This is a genomic window from Streptomyces erythrochromogenes (assembly GCF_040684695.1).
In the GTDB taxonomy this organism is placed as follows: Bacteria; Actinomycetota; Actinomycetes; order Streptomycetales; family Streptomycetaceae; genus Streptomyces; species Streptomyces erythrochromogenes_C.
Map to the genome: position 1 here is coordinate 1 of NZ_JBFBGM010000002.1, position 15,859 is coordinate 15,859.

At 71.9% G+C, this 15,859-nt stretch carries 17 protein-coding genes; 6 read left to right on the forward strand and 11 right to left on the reverse strand.

Going from position 1 to position 15,859, the window contains the following annotated elements:
• Positions 1-728: 728 nt before the first annotated feature.
• A complete protein-coding gene (gene trpS / locus AB0O53_RS04040; protein ID WP_350989710.1) occupies positions 729-1,727 on the forward strand; it encodes a tryptophan--tRNA ligase in 999 nt (332 codons plus the stop codon).
• Between the two features lie 43 nt (positions 1,728-1,770).
• On the opposite strand, the gene proC is transcribed toward trpS, so the two are convergent.
• The 5 genes from proC to AB0O53_RS04065 all read right to left on the reverse strand — a co-directional run bounded on the left by proC (position 1,771) and on the right by AB0O53_RS04065 (position 5,334).
• Positions 1,771-2,580 (reverse strand): pyrroline-5-carboxylate reductase, encoded by an 810-nt coding sequence (proC, locus tag AB0O53_RS04045; RefSeq protein WP_350989712.1) that lies wholly within the window; start codon positions 2,578-2,580, stop codon positions 1,771-1,773.
• Between the two features lie 124 nt (positions 2,581-2,704).
• Complete coding sequence (locus AB0O53_RS04050; RefSeq protein WP_350989714.1) at positions 2,705-3,442, reverse strand: ABC transporter permease; 738 nt, start codon at positions 3,440-3,442, stop codon at positions 2,705-2,707.
• Entirely contained in the window at positions 3,439-4,236 is a 798-nt protein-coding gene (locus tag AB0O53_RS04055) for an ABC transporter ATP-binding protein (RefSeq protein WP_365193145.1), read from the reverse strand. Before AB0O53_RS04055 ends, AB0O53_RS04050 begins: the two co-directional genes overlap by 4 nt.
• Before the next feature lie 101 nt (positions 4,237-4,337).
• Positions 4,338-4,919, reverse strand: a complete 582-nt coding sequence (locus AB0O53_RS04060) for a hypothetical protein (RefSeq protein WP_403143323.1) — start codon at positions 4,917-4,919, stop codon at positions 4,338-4,340.
• A gap of 112 nt (positions 4,920-5,031) precedes the next feature.
• On the reverse strand, positions 5,032-5,334 hold the full coding sequence (locus tag AB0O53_RS04065) for an SH3 domain-containing protein (RefSeq protein WP_350989718.1): 303 nt from the start codon (positions 5,332-5,334) through the stop codon (positions 5,032-5,034).
• 106 nt (positions 5,335-5,440) lie between these two features.
• Between AB0O53_RS04065 and AB0O53_RS04070 the strand changes: the two genes are divergently transcribed.
• Complete coding sequence (locus AB0O53_RS04070) at positions 5,441-7,588, forward strand: serine/threonine-protein kinase (RefSeq protein WP_365193147.1); 2,148 nt, start codon at positions 5,441-5,443, stop codon at positions 7,586-7,588.
• A gap of 153 nt (positions 7,589-7,741) precedes the next feature.
• On the opposite strand, the gene ilvD is transcribed toward AB0O53_RS04070, so the two are convergent.
• From ilvD to AB0O53_RS04085, 3 genes are all read right to left on the reverse strand, one after another.
• Positions 7,742-9,592, reverse strand: coding sequence for a dihydroxy-acid dehydratase (gene ilvD / locus AB0O53_RS04075; protein WP_350989722.1), 1,851 nt, complete (start codon positions 9,590-9,592; stop codon positions 7,742-7,744).
• A gap of 121 nt (positions 9,593-9,713) precedes the next feature.
• Positions 9,714-10,334: a TetR/AcrR family transcriptional regulator gene (locus AB0O53_RS04080; RefSeq protein ID WP_350989724.1), complete on the reverse strand. Its 621-nt coding sequence runs from the start codon at positions 10,332-10,334 to the stop codon at positions 9,714-9,716.
• Entirely contained in the window at positions 10,331-11,158 is an 828-nt protein-coding gene (locus AB0O53_RS04085) for a sugar phosphate isomerase/epimerase family protein (RefSeq protein ID WP_365193150.1), read from the reverse strand. The genes AB0O53_RS04080 and AB0O53_RS04085 overlap by 4 nt, the downstream gene beginning before the upstream one ends.
• A 123-nt stretch (positions 11,159-11,281) precedes the next feature.
• On the opposite strand from AB0O53_RS04085, the gene AB0O53_RS04090 reads away from it, so the two are divergent.
• Positions 11,282-11,830 (forward strand): hypothetical protein, encoded by a 549-nt coding sequence (locus AB0O53_RS04090; RefSeq protein WP_365193152.1) that lies wholly within the window; start codon positions 11,282-11,284, stop codon positions 11,828-11,830.
• A 17-nt stretch (positions 11,831-11,847) separates the two neighbouring features.
• On the opposite strand, the gene AB0O53_RS04095 is transcribed toward AB0O53_RS04090, so the two are convergent.
• From AB0O53_RS04095 to AB0O53_RS04105, 3 genes are all read right to left on the reverse strand, one after another.
• Positions 11,848-12,894, reverse strand: coding sequence for a hypothetical protein (locus tag AB0O53_RS04095; RefSeq protein ID WP_365193154.1), 1,047 nt, complete (start codon positions 12,892-12,894; stop codon positions 11,848-11,850).
• 92 nt (positions 12,895-12,986) lie between these two features.
• Positions 12,987-13,568 (reverse strand): HD domain-containing protein, encoded by a 582-nt coding sequence (locus AB0O53_RS04100; protein ID WP_365193156.1) that lies wholly within the window; start codon positions 13,566-13,568, stop codon positions 12,987-12,989.
• 17 nt (positions 13,569-13,585) lie between these two features.
• Positions 13,586-14,581, reverse strand: coding sequence for an XRE family transcriptional regulator (locus AB0O53_RS04105; RefSeq protein ID WP_350989734.1), 996 nt, complete (start codon positions 14,579-14,581; stop codon positions 13,586-13,588).
• 212 nt (positions 14,582-14,793) lie between these two features.
• Between AB0O53_RS04105 and AB0O53_RS04110 the strand changes: the two genes are divergently transcribed.
• From AB0O53_RS04110 to AB0O53_RS04120, 3 genes are read left to right on the forward strand one after another with little or no spacing between them, the layout of a single operon-like run.
• Positions 14,794-14,949 (forward strand): hypothetical protein, encoded by a 156-nt coding sequence (locus tag AB0O53_RS04110; protein WP_350989736.1) that lies wholly within the window; start codon positions 14,794-14,796, stop codon positions 14,947-14,949.
• Positions 14,942-15,220: a hypothetical protein gene (locus AB0O53_RS04115; RefSeq protein WP_350989738.1), complete on the forward strand. Its 279-nt coding sequence runs from the start codon at positions 14,942-14,944 to the stop codon at positions 15,218-15,220. Before AB0O53_RS04110 ends, AB0O53_RS04115 begins: the two co-directional genes overlap by 8 nt.
• Positions 15,221-15,230: 10 nt before the next feature.
• Positions 15,231-15,710 (forward strand): hypothetical protein, encoded by a 480-nt coding sequence (locus AB0O53_RS04120; RefSeq protein ID WP_350989740.1) that lies wholly within the window; start codon positions 15,231-15,233, stop codon positions 15,708-15,710.
• Positions 15,711-15,859: the final 149 nt, after the last annotated feature.

Consider the following 15,859-nt stretch of genomic DNA (forward strand, 5'->3'; position numbering starts at 1 on the left):
AAGGAACGGACGCTTCCTTCGTACTCACCCTCTCGGGCTTTCCTCCGGGCTTTCGTTCTGCTGTCTTGCGTTTCCGACTCTATCAGACTCTTTCGTGTCCGACTTCCTCGGTGCTTTCCAGGTTTTCGCTTTCGCGTTTCCCTTTCCGGCGGTTCCGACTCTATCAGATCCTTTCGGGCCTGATTCCCAGTCAGCGGGTTGTGCTGCTTGGGCTGTTGGGCCCTTGCGGCGAGTGAGACAGTAGCGGATTCCTCGCCTCCGAACCTAATCGGGGGCAGCGTCCTCGGACGCGGATTCCTCATTCGCAAATACGCATGAAAACGAGACGACAAAGTGCGTCGTTCGTTCGAATGTGTAGTGCGGAATGGCTGTCCGGGGACCGACCGGGGTCGGCGCTCACGTCGGACAACTCGAAGAACCTTACGGACCTGGCACGCACGTGTCAACCCCCGCCGACCGGCGCCGGCCATCGCCGCGCGGGGCGGCCGAAACTCACGGCGTCCTCATCCCGCGCGGTCTACGCTGGCCCCCATGACTACGCATGCGCCCACGCTCAGCCTCCGCTGGTGGGCCGCCTGACGGCGGCCGACCATCCACGCGAGCACGCATGCGCTCACGGCCGCCGCCCCGGCGGCCGTTTTCTGTTTCTCCCCTCCCCGGGAGTGGCTCGGTCGCCCGGCGCGGTGGCCCGTCACCACTCACGCACTCACCGGGAGAGCAGGACAGACATGACGAGGATCTTCAGCGGGATCAAGCCCACCGGTCACATGACCCTGGGGAACTACCTCGGTGCCGTACGCCAGTGGGTCGCCGCCGAGCAGGAGCCGGACGACGCGCTGTTCTGCGTCGTCGACCTGCACGCGCTGACCGTCGAACACGAGCCCGCGCGCGTGCGGAGGCTGAGCCGGCAGGCCGCGACGCTGCTGATCGCCGCCGGGCTGGAACCCCGGCGCTGCACCCTCTTCGTACAGAGCCACGTCGACGAGCACACCCGCCTGGCCTACCTGCTGGAGTGCACCGCGACCGACGGGGAGCTGCGGCGGATGATCCAGTACAAGGAGAAGGCGGCGAAGGCGCAGGCCGCCGGGGACGGCGTACGGCTGTCGCTGCTCACCTATCCCGTACTGATGGCCGCGGACATCCTGGCGTACGGGGCCGGGGAGGTGCCGGTCGGGGAGGACCAGCGGCAGCACGTGGAGCTGACCCGGGATCTGGCGGTGCGTTTCAACCAGCGCTACGGGCACACCTTCACCGTGCCGAGGGCCACCCATCCGGCGGTGGCCGCTCGGGTCATGGACCTGCAGGACCCCACCTCGAAGATGGGGAAGTCCCACGAGAACGGGGCGGGGATCGTCTACCTCCTCGACGAGCCCGGGGTGGTCCGCAAGAAGGTGATGCGGGCCGTCACCGACAGCGGGGACGGCGGCGTGGTCCACGACCGGGAGGCGCGGCCGGGGGTGACGAACCTGCTGGACATCCTGGCGGCGTGCACCGGCGGCGACCCGGTGGCGCTCGCCGACGGGTACAGCGGCTACGGGGCGCTGAAGCGGGACGTGGCCGACGCGGTGGTCGAGCTGCTGCGGCCGTTGCAGGAGCGGCACGCGGAGCTGGCGGCCGACCCCGCGCAGGTGGACAAGGTGCTGCGGGAGGGCGCGGGGCGGGCCAGGGAGCTGGCGCGGCCCGTGGTGGACCGGGCGTACGAGGCGATCGGGCTGCTCGCGCCGTAGCCGGGAGGACGGCCCCCGCTCGGCGGGGGCCCGTACCCGTGGTTCAGCTGTTGCCGGAGGCGAGCTCGCGGCTGCGGTCGCGGGCGGCTTCGAGTGCCGCGATCAGGGCGGCGCGTACGCCGTGCCGCTCCAGCTCGACGATGGCGTTGATGGTGGTGCCGGCCGGGGAGGTGACGGCCTCGCGGAGCTTGACGGGGTGTTCCCCGCTGTCGCGGAGCATGACGGCCGCGCCGATGGCGGCCTGGACGATGAGGTCGTGGGCCTGGGCGCGGGGCAGTCCGAGGAGGATGCCGGCGTCGGTCATGGCCTCGACGAGGAAGTAGAAGTACGCGGGTCCGGAGCCGGAGAGGGCGGTGGCCGCGTCCTGCTGGGACTCCGGAACGCGCAGGGTCTTGCCGACGCCGCCGAAGATCTCCTCGGTGTGGGCGAGGTGCTCGGCGGTGGCGTGGCTGCCGGCGGAGATGACGGACATGGCCTCGTCGACGAGGGCGGGGGTGTTCGTCATGACGCGCACGACGGGGGTGCCGGGGCTGAGGCGCTCCTCGAAGAAGGAGGTGGGGATGCCGGCGGCGCCGCTGATGATCAGCCGGCCCGCGGGGACGTGCGGGGCGAGCTCGTCGAGGAGCTTGGCCATGTCCTGGGGCTTCACGGTGAGGATGAGGGTGTCGGCGCGCTTGGCGGCCTCGGCGTTGGTGACGGCCTCGACGCCGTAGCGGGTGCGGAGCTCCTCGGCCCGGTCGCTGCGGCGCGCGGTGACGAGGAGCTTGGAGGCGGGCCAGCCGCCGCGGATCATTCCGCTGAGCAGGGCCTCGCCGATCTTGCCGGTACCGAGGACTGCGACTGTCTGGGTCATGCCCGATCCACCTCGCCGAACTGTTCTTCCGCCTGGGCTGCGCAGGCGTACGCGTACGTGTCCTCATCCTTGCACCCGGGCGACGGGCGGGGCGGCGGTGTCCGCAGTGCGGTCAGGGGCGCGGTCAGGGGGTGCGGCGGCGGAGGGTGGCCGCGCCGAGGGCGAGTACGAGGACGGCGCAGCCGGCGACGATCACGGCGTCGCGGACGAATTCGGCGGTCATGTCGGTGTGGGTGAGGACCTGCGTCATGCCGTCGACGGCGTAGGACATGGGCAGGACGTCGGAGATGCCTTCGAGGACCGGGTGCATGGAGTCGCGGGCGGCGAAGAGTCCGCACAGGAGCAGCTGGGGGAAGATCACCGCTGGCATGAACTGGACGGCCTGGAACTCGGAGGCGGCGAAGGCGGAGACGAAGAGGCCGAGGGCGGTGCCGAGGAGGGCGTCGAGGAGGGCGACGAGCAGGAGCAGCCAGGGGGATCCGACGACGTCGAGGCCGAGGGCCCAGAGGGCGAGGCCGGTGGCGAGGAGGGACTGGACGACGGCGACGGCGCCGAAGGCGAGGGCGTAGCCGGCGATGAGGTCGCCCTTGCCGAGCGGCATGGCGAGGAGGCGTTCGAGGGTTCCGGAGGTGCGTTCGCGCAGGGTGGCGATGGAGGTCACCAGGAACATGGTGATGAGGGGGAAGATCCCGAGGAGTGACGCGCCGATGCTGTCGAAGGTGCGGGGGCTGCCGTCGAAGACGAAGCGCAGCAGGGTGAGCATCAGGACGGGCACGAGGACCATCAGGGCGATGGAGCGCGGGTCGTGGCGGAGCTGGCGCAGGACGCGGGCGGCGGTGGCGGCGGTGCGGGCGGCGTTCATCGGGTGGGCTCCTGGGCGGCGAGGGTGTTGGCCTCGTCGACGAGGCGGAGGAAGCCCTCCTCGACGGTGGCGGAGTGGGTGCGGGCGCGCAGTGCCTCGGGGGTGTCCTGGGCGAGGATGCGGCCTTCGCGCATGAGGAGCAGGTCGTGGCAGCGTTCGGCCTCGTCCATGACGTGGGAGGAGACGAGGATCGTGGCGCCGCGGGTGGCGGCGATGTCGTGGAAGAGGTTCCACAGGTCGCGGCGCAGGACGGGGTCGAGTCCGACGGTGGGTTCGTCGAGGACCAGGAGCTCGGGGGTGCCGAGGAGGGCGACGGCGAGGGAGACGCGGCTGCGCTGGCCGCCGGAGAGGTTGCCGGCGAGGGCGCCGGCGCGGGTGGTGAGGTCGACGTCGGTGATGGCGCGGTCCACGGCGTCGGCGCGGCGGGCGGCGGCGGCCCGGCCGGGGTCGAGGATCGCGGCGAAGTAGTCGAGGTTCTGGCGGACGGTGAGGTCGTCGTAGACGGACGGCGCCTGGGTGACGTAGCCGATGCGGGAGCGCAGTTCGGGGTGGCCGGCGGGGCGGCCGAGGACGTCGAGGGTGCCGGTGACGTGGGCCTGGGTGCCGACGATGGCGCGCAGGAGGGTGGATTTGCCGCAGCCGGAGGGGCCGAGGAGGCCGGTGATGCGGCCGCGGGGGACGTCGAAGGCGATGTCGTCGATGACGGTGCGCGGGGTGCGGCCGGTGCCGCGGCGGACGGTCAGCCCGTGGGCGTGCACGGCGGCCGGGTCTCCGCCGGCCTGCTTATTCATCATGTGATGAATAATGCTCCCGGCGGTGCCCGGGCGTCAATGACCGGGAAACGCGAACGGCCGCCGCGGAGGTCCGGCGGCGGCCGTGTCCGTGTACGTGGGGGCTACTTCTTGCGCTTGGGGCGGCGGGCGGCCGGGTTGCCCGTACGGGTGCTGCGGCGGCGCTCGAATTCGGTGAGGGCCCGCTCGTACTCGGCACGGCGGAGCTTCTCGCCCGGGGCCTCGGTCAGGCAGCGCAGGGAGTACGCGATGAGCGAGCCGATGAAACCGATCGTCTTCAGGCCCTTGAGGGCGGCCTCGTCGGAGGACGGGGCCGGACGCCGGTTGTAGGAGTCCCAGGTCTTGACGAAGGCGATGGCGCTGGAGATCGCGAAGAGGACGACGACGGAGATGCTGAGGAAGGGGCCGACGTTGCCGATCTCCAGCCCCTCGTAGGCGAAGCGCAGCAGCAGGGCGGCGGCGGTGGCCGTGACGAGGGAGCCGACGGCGAGGGCGGCGCGGCGCAGGCCGTAGCCGCTCTCGTGGTTCACCCAGGTGGTGCCGAAGTACCGGATCGGCTCGGGCTGCGGGCCGACCGGGACGGACGGCCCGGACGCGGCCGGGCCGGCGGCCGAGGCGGCGGCACGCGCCGGGGTGGCCGCGCCGGCCGGCTCGGCGGGGGTCTGGTCTCGCTGGTCGTCGCTCACAGCAGCGATTATCCCCCGCCGGGCCGGTCGGGCCGGGTGTGTCTCACGTGTCAGACGGGTCGGACGGGCCGGCCGGGTCACGTGGGCCGGGCCGGGCGGCCGGCCGGGCGGGTCAGCCGCAGCGCGTGACCACGAAGCCGTCGCTGCCGGTCTTCACGTACGCGTCGGAGACGAAGCGGCCGTTCCCGACGCAGTCCCAGATGTCCGTCGTGCCGTACGGGCCCGACACGGTCGTGCCCTCGGTCTGGCAGCGCAGCGTGACGGTCGCGCCGAGCGGCAGGACGTCGATCACCGAGTAGTTGGTCCCGGGACCGCTGCGGACGTTCAGCCGGTAGCCGGGAGCGACCGGATAGGACGGGTAGCCCGAGCCGGCGGCAAGGCTCTGGACTTGGCTCGAATCGTTCTCCACCGACATACGAAATCTCCCCCCATGGGCGTTGCCGTGCGCAACTCGCGCAGGGTAGCAGGACCTTGGAGATGCGTACGGGTCATCGACTAGGCTCCGGCGGGGGTGGTGAGCGGTGCATTCGCTGCGCGCGGACTACGCGGGCTTTCCGGAGTACGCCGGGCAGTACCGGCTCGAATCGGTGCTCGGCTCCGGAGGCATGGGCGTCGTCCACCTCGCCACGTCCGGCTCGGGGCTGAAACTCGCCGTCAAGATCGTGCACGCCGAGCACGCGGTGGACCCGGAGTTCCGGGCCCGCTTCCGGCAGGAGGTCACGGCCGCGCGCCGGGTGAGCGGTGCGTTCACCGCGCCCGTCGTGGACGCCGACCCCGACGCCGAACGGCCCTGGATGGCCACCCTGTTCATCGACGCGCCGACGCTCGCCGAGCGCGTGCGCAGGCAGGTGCTGGACCGCACCGAACTGGCCCGGCTCGCCGCGGGCCTCGCGGAGGCGCTGCGCGACATCCACCGGGCGGGCGTGGTCCACCGGGACCTCAAGCCCAGCAACGTGCTCATGGCACCCGACGGCGTACGGGTCATCGACTTCGGCATCTCCCGGCCGGCCGACAGCGACCTGCGGACCGAGACCGGGAAGCTGATCGGGACCCCGCCGTTCATGGCGCCCGAGCAGTTCCAGCGGCCCCGCGACGTGGGGACGGCCGCCGATGTCTTCGCGCTCGGCGCGGTGCTCGTGCACGCGGCGACGGGCCGCGGCCCCTTCGACTCCGACAGCCACTACCTGGTGGCGTACCAGGTGGTGCACAGCGAGCCCGACCTCAGCGGGCTGCCGCGCCAGCTCGTCCCCCTCGTGGAGCGGTGCCTGGCCAAGGACCCGCAGGAGCGGCCCACCGCCGAGGAGCTGATCGCCGAGATGCGGGCGGTCGCGTACCCGACCGCCGAGGACACCCAGGCCTTCATACCGCGGCCGCGGGAACCCGACGGGGCCGAGCTGCTCACCCACCGCCGTGAGCGGATCCCCGCCGCGGCCGAGCCCCGCCCCCGCCCTCCGCGCGGGCGGCGGGCCCGGATCGCCGTCGGAGCAGCCCTCGGGCTGCTGCTGGTGGGCGGCGCCGTCGGCGGATACCTGCACTACGGCGGCACCGCCGGATCCTCGCCCGCCCAGATCGCCGGGAAGGCGGATCCGGCGCCGGCGAAGACCTTCGCCCCCTGGTCGGTCCCCCTCGGCAAGCCCGGGACCGGCAGCCGGATCGGGGCCTGCTCCTGGCAGGCGGAGGCCCTGTACTGCGCCGGACCGGGCCTCGCCGCCGCCCGCCTCGACCCCGCCGACGGTTCGACGGTGTGGAGCCTGGAGGCGCCCGCGGCCTCCCCGTCGAAGGGGACGCCGACCGCCGGCGCGCCCCTGCACGCCGGCGGACGGGTCCTCGTCGTGGCGCCCGGCAGCGAGACCCTCCAGGCACTGGACCCGGCGACGGGTGCGGAACGCTGGCGCCACAAGCTCCCGGCCGGCTCGCAGGCGGTGCCCGCGGGCGGGCAGGTGCTGCTGGTCGGTACGGGCGGCAGCGTGACCGCGCTGGACGCGGCCACCGGCACGGCCCGCTGGACCCAGCAGATCGGCGGGGTCGGCTCCGTGTGGTGGACCGGCGGCGGCCCGGAGGGCGGCGCGGCGCCGGAACTGTACGTGGCGACGCCCGACGGCAGCGGGTCCACCCAGCTCGCCTCGGTCGACCCGGCGAACGGGGCCATGACCCGGCAGTTCCGCACGGCGGGGCGGCTGCGGCCGGTCGGCACGGCGAGCGGCGGCCTCTACCTGGTGGACGTCGACGCGTCCGCAAGGACCACCGCCGTGGTGCGCGCCGACCTGACGGCGCGCACCGCGCAGCGGGTACGGCTCACCGCACCGCTCTACGACGCGGAGGCGGCCGTGGACGGGGACGGGGTCACCTACCTGTTCGGGACCTCCGGCGCGCTGGTCGCCGTCGGGGCCGACAAGGAGCGGTGGCGGCTGGAGACCGGCGTGAGCGTGGCCTCCCGTCCGGTGGTCGCCGGCGGCCGGGTCCACCTGACGGCGCCGGACGGGCGGCTGCTCGCCGTCGGGGCGGCCGACGGCCGGCCGGCCGGGCAGACCAGGCCGCGGATGGCGGAGGGCAAGGCCACCTACGCGTCGACGCTGCCGGCTCCGGTGGCCGGTGGCGGGCGGGTGTTCGCGGGCGCGCCCGACGGTTCGGTGTTCGCGGTGGACGCGGGCGATCCGGCCCGGTGGTGACCTGGGCCGCCGGCGGGAGGGCACGGCCACGACGGTGACCGCGGCCCGGCCGCGGTCGCACGCGGGCGTGGCGCCCGTAGGACGCGGGCGCCCCCGCACCGGAGGCGGTGCGGGGGCGTCGCTGCTGCCGGGGTCCGGCCGGCGGCCGGCGGGTCAGCCCAGCCGGCTGACGTCGCGGACCGCGCCCTTGTCGGCGCTGGTGGCCATCGCGGCGTAGGCGCGCAGGGCCGCGGAGACCTTGCGCTCGCGGTTCTTCGGGGCGTAGACGCCGCCGAGGGCCGCGTGGCGGGCCGCCAGGGTGGCGTCGTCGACGACGATCTCGATGGACCGGTTGGGGATGTCGATGCGGATCAGGTCGCCGTCCTCGACGACGGCGATGTCGCCGCCGGACGCCGCCTCCGGGGAGGCGTGGCCGATGGACAGGCCCGAGGTGCCGCCGGAGAAGCGGCCGTCCGTCACCAGCGCGCAGACCTTGCCCAGGCCGCGGCCCTTGAGGAAGGAGGTCGGGTAGAGCATCTCCTGCATGCCGGGGCCGCCGCGCGGGCCCTCGTAGCGGATGACGACGACGTCGCCCGCCTTGACCTCCTTGCGCAGGATCTTGTCGACGGCCTCGTCCTGCGACTCGCAGACGACCGCCGGGCCCTCGAAGGTCCAGATCGACTCGTCGACGCCGGCGGTCTTCACCACGCAGCCGTCGACGGCGATGTTGCCGCGCAGGACGGCGAGGCCGCCGTCCTTGGAGTACGCGTGCTGCACGGAGCGGATGCAGCCGCCCTCGGCGTCGAGGTCGAGGGTGTCCCAGCGCTCGGACTGGGAGAAGGCGGTGGCGGAGCGGACGCAGCCGGGGGCCGCGTGCCACAGCTCCATGGCCGTGTCGCTCGCCGTGCCGGAGCGGGCGTCCCACTTCGCCAGCCAGTCCTCCAGGCCCGCGGAGTGGACGGTCGTCACGTCCTTGTTGAGGAGACCGCCGCGGTGCAGCTCGCCGAGGATGGCGGGGATGCCGCCGGCCCGGTGCACGTCCTCCATGTAGTACGTGCCGCCGGGCGCCACGTTCGGGGCGACCTTGGCCAGGCACGGGACGCGGCGCGAGACGGCGTCGATGTCCTTGAGGTCGTAGTCCAGGCCCGCTTCCTGCGCGGCGGCCAGCAGGTGCAGGATCGTGTTGGTGGAGCCGCCCATGGCGATGTCGAGGGCCATGGCGTTCTCGAAGGCCTCGCGGGTGGCGATGCTGCGGGGCAGGACGGACTCGTCACCGTCCTGGTAGTACCGCTTGGTGATCTCCACGACCGTGCGGCCGGCGTCCTCGTACAGGGCGCGGCGGGCGGTGTGCGTGGCGAGGACCGAGCCGTTGCCCGGCAGGGCCAGGCCGATGGCCTCGGCGAGGCAGTTCATCGAGTTGGCGGTGAACATGCCGGAACAGGAACCGCAGGTGGGACAGGCGTTCTCCTCGATGCGGAGCACGTCCTCGTCGGAGACGTTCTCGTTGGAGGCGTCCACCATGGCGTCGATCAGGTCCAGCTTGCGGACGGTGCCGTCGACGAGGACGGCCTGGCCGGCCTCCATCGGGCCGCCGGAGACGAACACGGCCGGGATGTTGAGGCGCATGGCGGCCATCAGCATGCCCGGGGTGATCTTGTCGCAGTTGGAGATGCAGATCAGGGCGTCGGCGCAGTGCGCCTCGACCATGTACTCCACGCTGTCCGCGATCAGGTCGCGGGACGGCAGGGAGTACAGCATGCCGCCGTGGCCCATCGCGATGCCGTCGTCGACGGCGATCGTGTTGAACTCGCGGGGGATCGCACCGGCCGCGCGGATGGCGTCGGAGACGATGCGGCCGACGGGCGCCAGGTGCGTGTGACCGGGGACGAACTCGGTGAAGGAGTTGGCAACCGCGATGATCGGCTTGCCGATGTCCTCGCTCGCTACGCCCGACGCGCGCATAAGGGCGCGGGCGCCCGCCATGTTGCGGCCGTGGGTGACGGTGCGGGACCTCAGCTCGGGCATGCGGTTCACTCCCCATGAGTGCGGCTGTACGGTCAGCCGCGACTGCGGATATGGCTCAGCTACGAGGCTACGCCCACTGCCCGGGATCCGGACGGCGTGTCCGTATGACGGGACGGGCGGCTCAGCCCTCGGTCAGGTACCGCTGCAGCGTAGGGGCCACGAGCGCCACGATGTCCTCCGGCTCCGCGGACGCGAGGGGCTCGACCTGCAGCACGTAGCGCAGGATCGCGATGCCGACCATGTGGGAGGCGGCGAGCTCGGCGCGGAAGGTCGGGTCGGGCACGTCCAGGTCGGCGGCGATCCGCTCCAGGAGCCTGCGCAGCACCAGCCCGCGCAGCACCTTCGCGGCGGCCTCGTGGGTGAGGGCGGAGCGGATCACGGCGAGCAGCGGGGCCCGGGTGACCGGGTTCTCCCAGACGTCGAGGAAGTAGCGCGCCAGCCGCTCGCCGATGCCGTCGGGGCCCTCCCCGATGACGGCGGGGACCACCATGGCCGGCTCCATGCTGATCTCGATGGCCGCGGCGAAGAGGTCGTCCTTGCTGCCGAAGTAGTGGTGCACCAGGGCCGGGTCCACGCCGGCGACCTTCGCGACGCCCCGCACGGAGGTCTTGTCGTAGCCGCGCTCCGCGAAGACCTCGCGGGCGGCGAGCCGGATGCGCTCCTGGGTGCCCGGGCCCTCCTCGGCCTCGTCCTGGCGGGGCCGGCCCGGGCCGCGGCGGCGCGGCGCGCTCTCCCCCGTCACGGCCGGCGGGCCCGGTCGGGACCGGCGGAGGCCAGGTGCAGGCGGGTGAAGGCCAGCGCCTCGGCGAGATCGGCCTCCCGCTCGGCGGAGGACATCGCCCGCCGCGTGTTGACCTCGATCACCACGTGGCCGTCGAAGGAGCTCCGGGCCAGGCGTTCCAGCAGCTCGGCGCAGGGCTGCGTACCCCGGCCGGGGACCAGGTGCTCGTCCTTGGCCGACCCGTTGCCGTCGGCGAGGTGCACGTGGGCCAGCCGGTCCCCCATCCGGTCGATCATCGCGGTCGCGTCCGTACGGGCGGTCGCGGTGTGCGACAGGTCGACGGTGAAGTGCCGGTAGTCGTCCTTCGTCACGTCCCACTCGGGTGCGTAGGCGAGCATCTCGCGGTCGCGGTACCGCCAGGGGTACATGTTCTCCACGGCGAAGCGCACGTCGGTCTCCTCGGCCATCCGCCAGATGCCGGAGACGAACTCGCGCGCGTACTGGCGCTGCCACCGGAACGGCGGGTGCACGACGACGGTGGACGCGCCGAGCCTCTCGGCCGCCGACCGGGCGCGCTGCAGCTTGACCCACGGATCGGTGGACCACACCCGCTGGGTGATGAGCAGACAGGGCGCGTGAACGGCCAGGATCGGCACCTGGTGCTGGTCCGACAGGCGGCGCAGCGCGTCGATGTCCTGGCTGACCGGATCCGTCCACACCATGACCTCGACGCCGTCGTATCCGAGGCGCGCGGCGATCTCGAAGGCGGTCGCCGTGGACTCCGGGTAGACGGAGGCGGTGGACAGGGCGACTTTCGCGGTCGGAATGCGGACGGGTTCTGCCACGGGGACAGGGTACGGGGCCCGCGCCCGCCCGGTACGTGACGGCCGCCACGCGGGCCCGGTTGCGGCAACGCGCTGTCGGTGGCCGGGCCTACCCTCCGGGCAGGATCTCGGAGAGGAACGCACATGGGTTTCACCGGCGAACTGGTCTTCGGCCGCAGCGAACGTCCGCTGCTGGAGGCACCGGTCTTCGGCGGCGCGCAGGAGGACGACGGGGGCCGCATCGCCTCATGGCCGCCGAGACCGGGCGGCTGGCAGACGCTGCAGTTCCACCGCTCGCTCCCGGGGGACCCCGAAGCCGTCCTGCACGCGGTCGTCGAACAGAGCGGCGCCCCCGCCTGCATCGCCACCGTCCACGACAGCGACGTCGCCCTGGTCATGGGCCTGGAGCCCGGCGGCGGCCGGTGGGACGCCTGGCTCAACCTGAAGACGGCGGCGGCGATGACGGACCGCCCCCTGGCCGAACTGGACGCCCGCGTACCCGAGGACGCCGCCGGCGCCCTCGCCTGGGCCCGGGACGCGGGCTTCGCCGAGAGCACCGACGCCCCGGCGGTCGAGGCGGTCCTGCGCTCCCACGAACCCTTCGCGGAAGAACTCTTCGACACCCTCCTGGACCACCTGGGCTTCCCCCCGGCCCCGGACCCGGAACCGGAGGCCGACGCCCCGGGGCGGTGACGGCCCGGCCCGCCGCGTCAGGACGTCCGGGCGAGCCAGGTCCGCGTCTCGTCCGCGGTCAGGACGCGCGTCAGCTCGGCCGTTCCCGCAAGGTGCGGGAAGAACCGGTCGGCGTTCCAACTGCGCTGGTACTCCGGCTCGTCGAGCACGAGCAGGCGGCGGCCCTCCACCACGGGGATGTCGTCGGGCAGTCCCTCGTTCCAGATCCGCTCGCCGTCCGGGGCGAGGAGTTCGAAGGCCCCGGTCGCGACGGCCTGGGTGCGCGCCCGGGCGGGCTCAGGATCCGTGGCCAGGCGGACGCTCTCCGCCGAGGGCCTGGTACCGGGAACATGACCGCCGCCGACGAGGACGTGGGCGAGCAGGGTGTGCAACTGGAAGTTGTCCCCGATGCCGCCGATCCGTATCTCGTACCCGGTCCCGGTGGGCCTGTGCAGCACCACGAGGGGCTCGTCGTCCAGTACCGCCAGCGCGTACGCCAGGCATTTGAGGTCGTGCCGCTCCAGGGCCGCCAGGTCGCGGCAGGCGGAAAGAAGCGCGGCCGTGTCCCGGCGGCGCACCTCGGCGCTGCGGCACAGCACGGCCAGCGCGGGCGGCTGCCACTGCTCGGCCGCGCACCAGGCCAGCACCAACTGCAGGGCTTCGTGCACGTCACCGCCCAGGCGGGCCAGAAGAGCATCGTCGATGATCTTCTCGTCCGGCTCCGGCAGTTCGTCCTCCCCGGTCGCGGACCAGCGGCGGGCGAACTCGAGGGCGTCGAGCAGGTCCCGGTGGACCCCGCCGAGGATCGGCTCGGCGCAGGCCACCGGATCCGCCCCGCGCTCGACGCAGTAGCCGGCCGCCATCGCCAGCATCGGCCGCGGCCCGGTGGCCGGAAACGCGGGGATCAGCGCCGCCAGCCGAGGCCCTGCCAGAACGCACTCGGCCTCCGAAGCCGACTGCACCCCGGCCATCATGGCGGCGAAGGCACGCTCGGTACGGTCGCCGTCGCGAGCGGCGACCGACTCTTCCAGCTCGGACACGAGGGCGGCGAGGCCCGAGCCCTTCCGCTTCCACTTGAAGATCACCGGCACACCCTAGGCCCAAGGCCCACCCGACGTCATCAAGCCAAGACTGTCCGAATCCCTACCCCGCTTCAGCCCTTCCGTCCGCTGGGGGATCACTCGCCTAGGAACGTCTTTCGCCACTCCAGCGGGGACATGGTCAGCGCGGCCTCGGCGAGTGCTTGGGCCGAAGCCGTCTTGAGGCTGCTCAGCGAGGTATCGATCCAGTCCTGCACCAGGCTGTAGCCCTGGGCACGGTATTCGACCGCCTGCACCAGGCACTCCAGCTTGTCGGCGTCCTTGGCCACGATCGCCTCGGGGGTTTCACCACTCTCGTACTCGCCCACCACGCGCTGCACCCCGGCCTTCACCGCCGGGTGCGCGGCAGCGACCTGGTCGGCGGTGACCGTCTCGTTCGTCGCCGCGTCGATGTAGCGGCGGCCGATGTGCGGAATGTCCCCGATCCGGGTCTCCTGCGTGTCGTGGAACAGACACATCAGCGCCACCTTGGCGGGGTCGACGCCTTCCATCATGGCCAGAACGGCGCCGACGATGCCGACGCGGAACGAGTGCTCTGCGATCGACTCGGGGTTGTTGTTCCCTGTGAACCACCAGCCGGTCCGCTTGGCATTCTTGAGCACACCCATCTCGAAGAGAAACCCGGCCGTGCCCTGCGCGTTCGCCGTCTCGTCTGCCATGCGGTGACCCTCCGGTTTCAAGTTCGATCACGTAGAACGTAGTTCACGGTGCTCAGTTCGCGGCGGGATCTTTCCGAGATGCAACCCCCGTCCAACAGACGCTCCGTCCGCCCGGCCAGCTCGCACACCAGCGCGCCCGACGCCCGAGCCAGCCACGGATGGGCGGTCAGCAGGGCCCACAGGGTGTGCACGTACAAGTCCACGTAGCCGGCCGCCTCGTGCAGGCCATGGGTCAGTCCTCGCAACAGCGTGACCGGGTCCCAGCCGGTGAACTGCCGGTCTCGCATGAACAGATCGTCGGACTGAGGCAGACGAGTACCGCCGAGCCAGTACGCCCAGTAGTTCAGGTTCGCCGCCTCTCCCGCATCATCGCCCGCGATCGCGCGCTCGATGAAGTCCAACAGCGGGACAGGGTCGCCGAGGCGAGCGAGAGCAGTCGCCGTCGACCTCGCCTCGGCCCACTGTGGTGTCCACCCACGGCGCCCCAACACATCCCGCCGGGCATGGAGGGCCTGCGCGGTCCACGCCACAGCTTCGGAACTCATGTCGTACGAGGTCAGGTAGAGGGCCTGCCGGTGAAGCAGAACGCCCTGAGGATCGGTCCTGGGTGCCGCCTCGGCCATGATCCGCAGCTCCCCGAAGAAGGCAGCCCGATCGCGCGGGGCAAGGAGCGGAGAATCTGACGCCGGCCCTCGACGACGCTGATGGGGAACCTTCGCGAGTGATGGCGGGCGGGCGCCCGTGAGAGCCCAGGCGAGCATGTGCGCGGTATCCCTGGTATGCACCCACTCCGACAGAGGATGCGGCCCGTCGGTGCGGTTGAGCGTGGCGCCGATGATCCGATCCGCATCCATCGCGGCGTCCAGCATCCCCACGACCGACACTTCCGCACCCAGGGCAGCCACACGACGCCGCAGGCCGAGCAGATCTCCCGCCCGCATGTTTGCGAGTGGCCTCCGGCCCGATTCCCAGCCCTGCACGGTGCAGAGGTCGACCCCCAGAGCCTCTGCCATCGCCGACTGCGTCCGGGGGATCGATTCACGGGCCGTACGCAGCACAAATCCCGCGATCGTGCCAGTAGTTGGTCCTGCGGCCATTTACACACTCCCGGCGCGACCCCTGCGCTAACACGTACCCACAGTCAGTCCTACCGCACGCAGCGCGACCGTAGGTTCGTTGCGCGGGATCAAGGAGAGCACCCGCGGCTGACCACGAAGGGACTGACGTGGCCCACATCATCCACAGCGGCGCTCATGGCGTGCTTGAAATCGACATCGCGGACGGCGCTGCGATCCCGGAGCCCAGCCAGGATCTCCTGGACCGTGCGCTCGCCGGGTGGAAACGCTTCATCGGCGAAGCCGAGGAGCCCCACGATGACTGACCGCTACGAGTACCTGCCGCACCCACTGCTGCGGCACCAGGTGCGCGATGTGGCGAGCGGCGTCGAGGGGGAACTGATGGCCGTGATCAACGAGGACGTCTCGAACTCGGCCCGCCCCCACTGGGTCGAGCTGGCCTACATCCGGGGCCCGTCCGGCCGCGAGTTCTCCACAGCGGTGGACAACATCGAGCAGTCCGGACCGGTCCCGGGCCCATCCGCAGCCGGTCCGTCCCCCTCACGGGCGATGGCAGACAGGCCGGTTTCGAAGTAGTTTCAAAGTCATGAGCGCCGACAACGCTGCTGTGAACTTCTCCGAGCTGGTCAACAAGAACAAGCAGACCCTGGCTCGACTCAAAGAGTCTCCACGGCTGCTCCTCCACCGCAGAGACGGTGAGGACCTGGTCCTCACGACAGCCACCCGTGCAGAACAGGACCAGACGGTTGTCTCGGCTGCCACACGGATGCTGGCCGCCATGGCAAGGCGAGACCCCGGCAGCACGGAACTGCTCCTGGCCATACTGCCGGACGCCTTTCCCTGGGTCCGTTTCCTTCCAGAAGCCGATGTCCATGCCTTCGCCCTCGAACTGGTCGACACCATGCGCGCAGCGGACTCGATCGGCAACAACGCATCCGTCGCCCAAATGCTCACCGCTTGGCAGCACACGGCGGAGGTCCATTCCGACCCTGTCCTGCTGGCCGCACTGACCAAGGACCACGGAACGGACTACGGCCCGGCTCCGGACCCACGGGACACCCTTTGACCGGCCGCGGTGATCGAGTCGCGCCCCCTGCGCCGGAAGGCCAGTGGGAAGTCCGCTTCGCCGACGCAGCATCAGCCAAGGGGTGGGACTGCCTCGCCCAACAGGCACGGGAGAACACCTACCGCGCCTGGGTCACCATGCGCACGGAA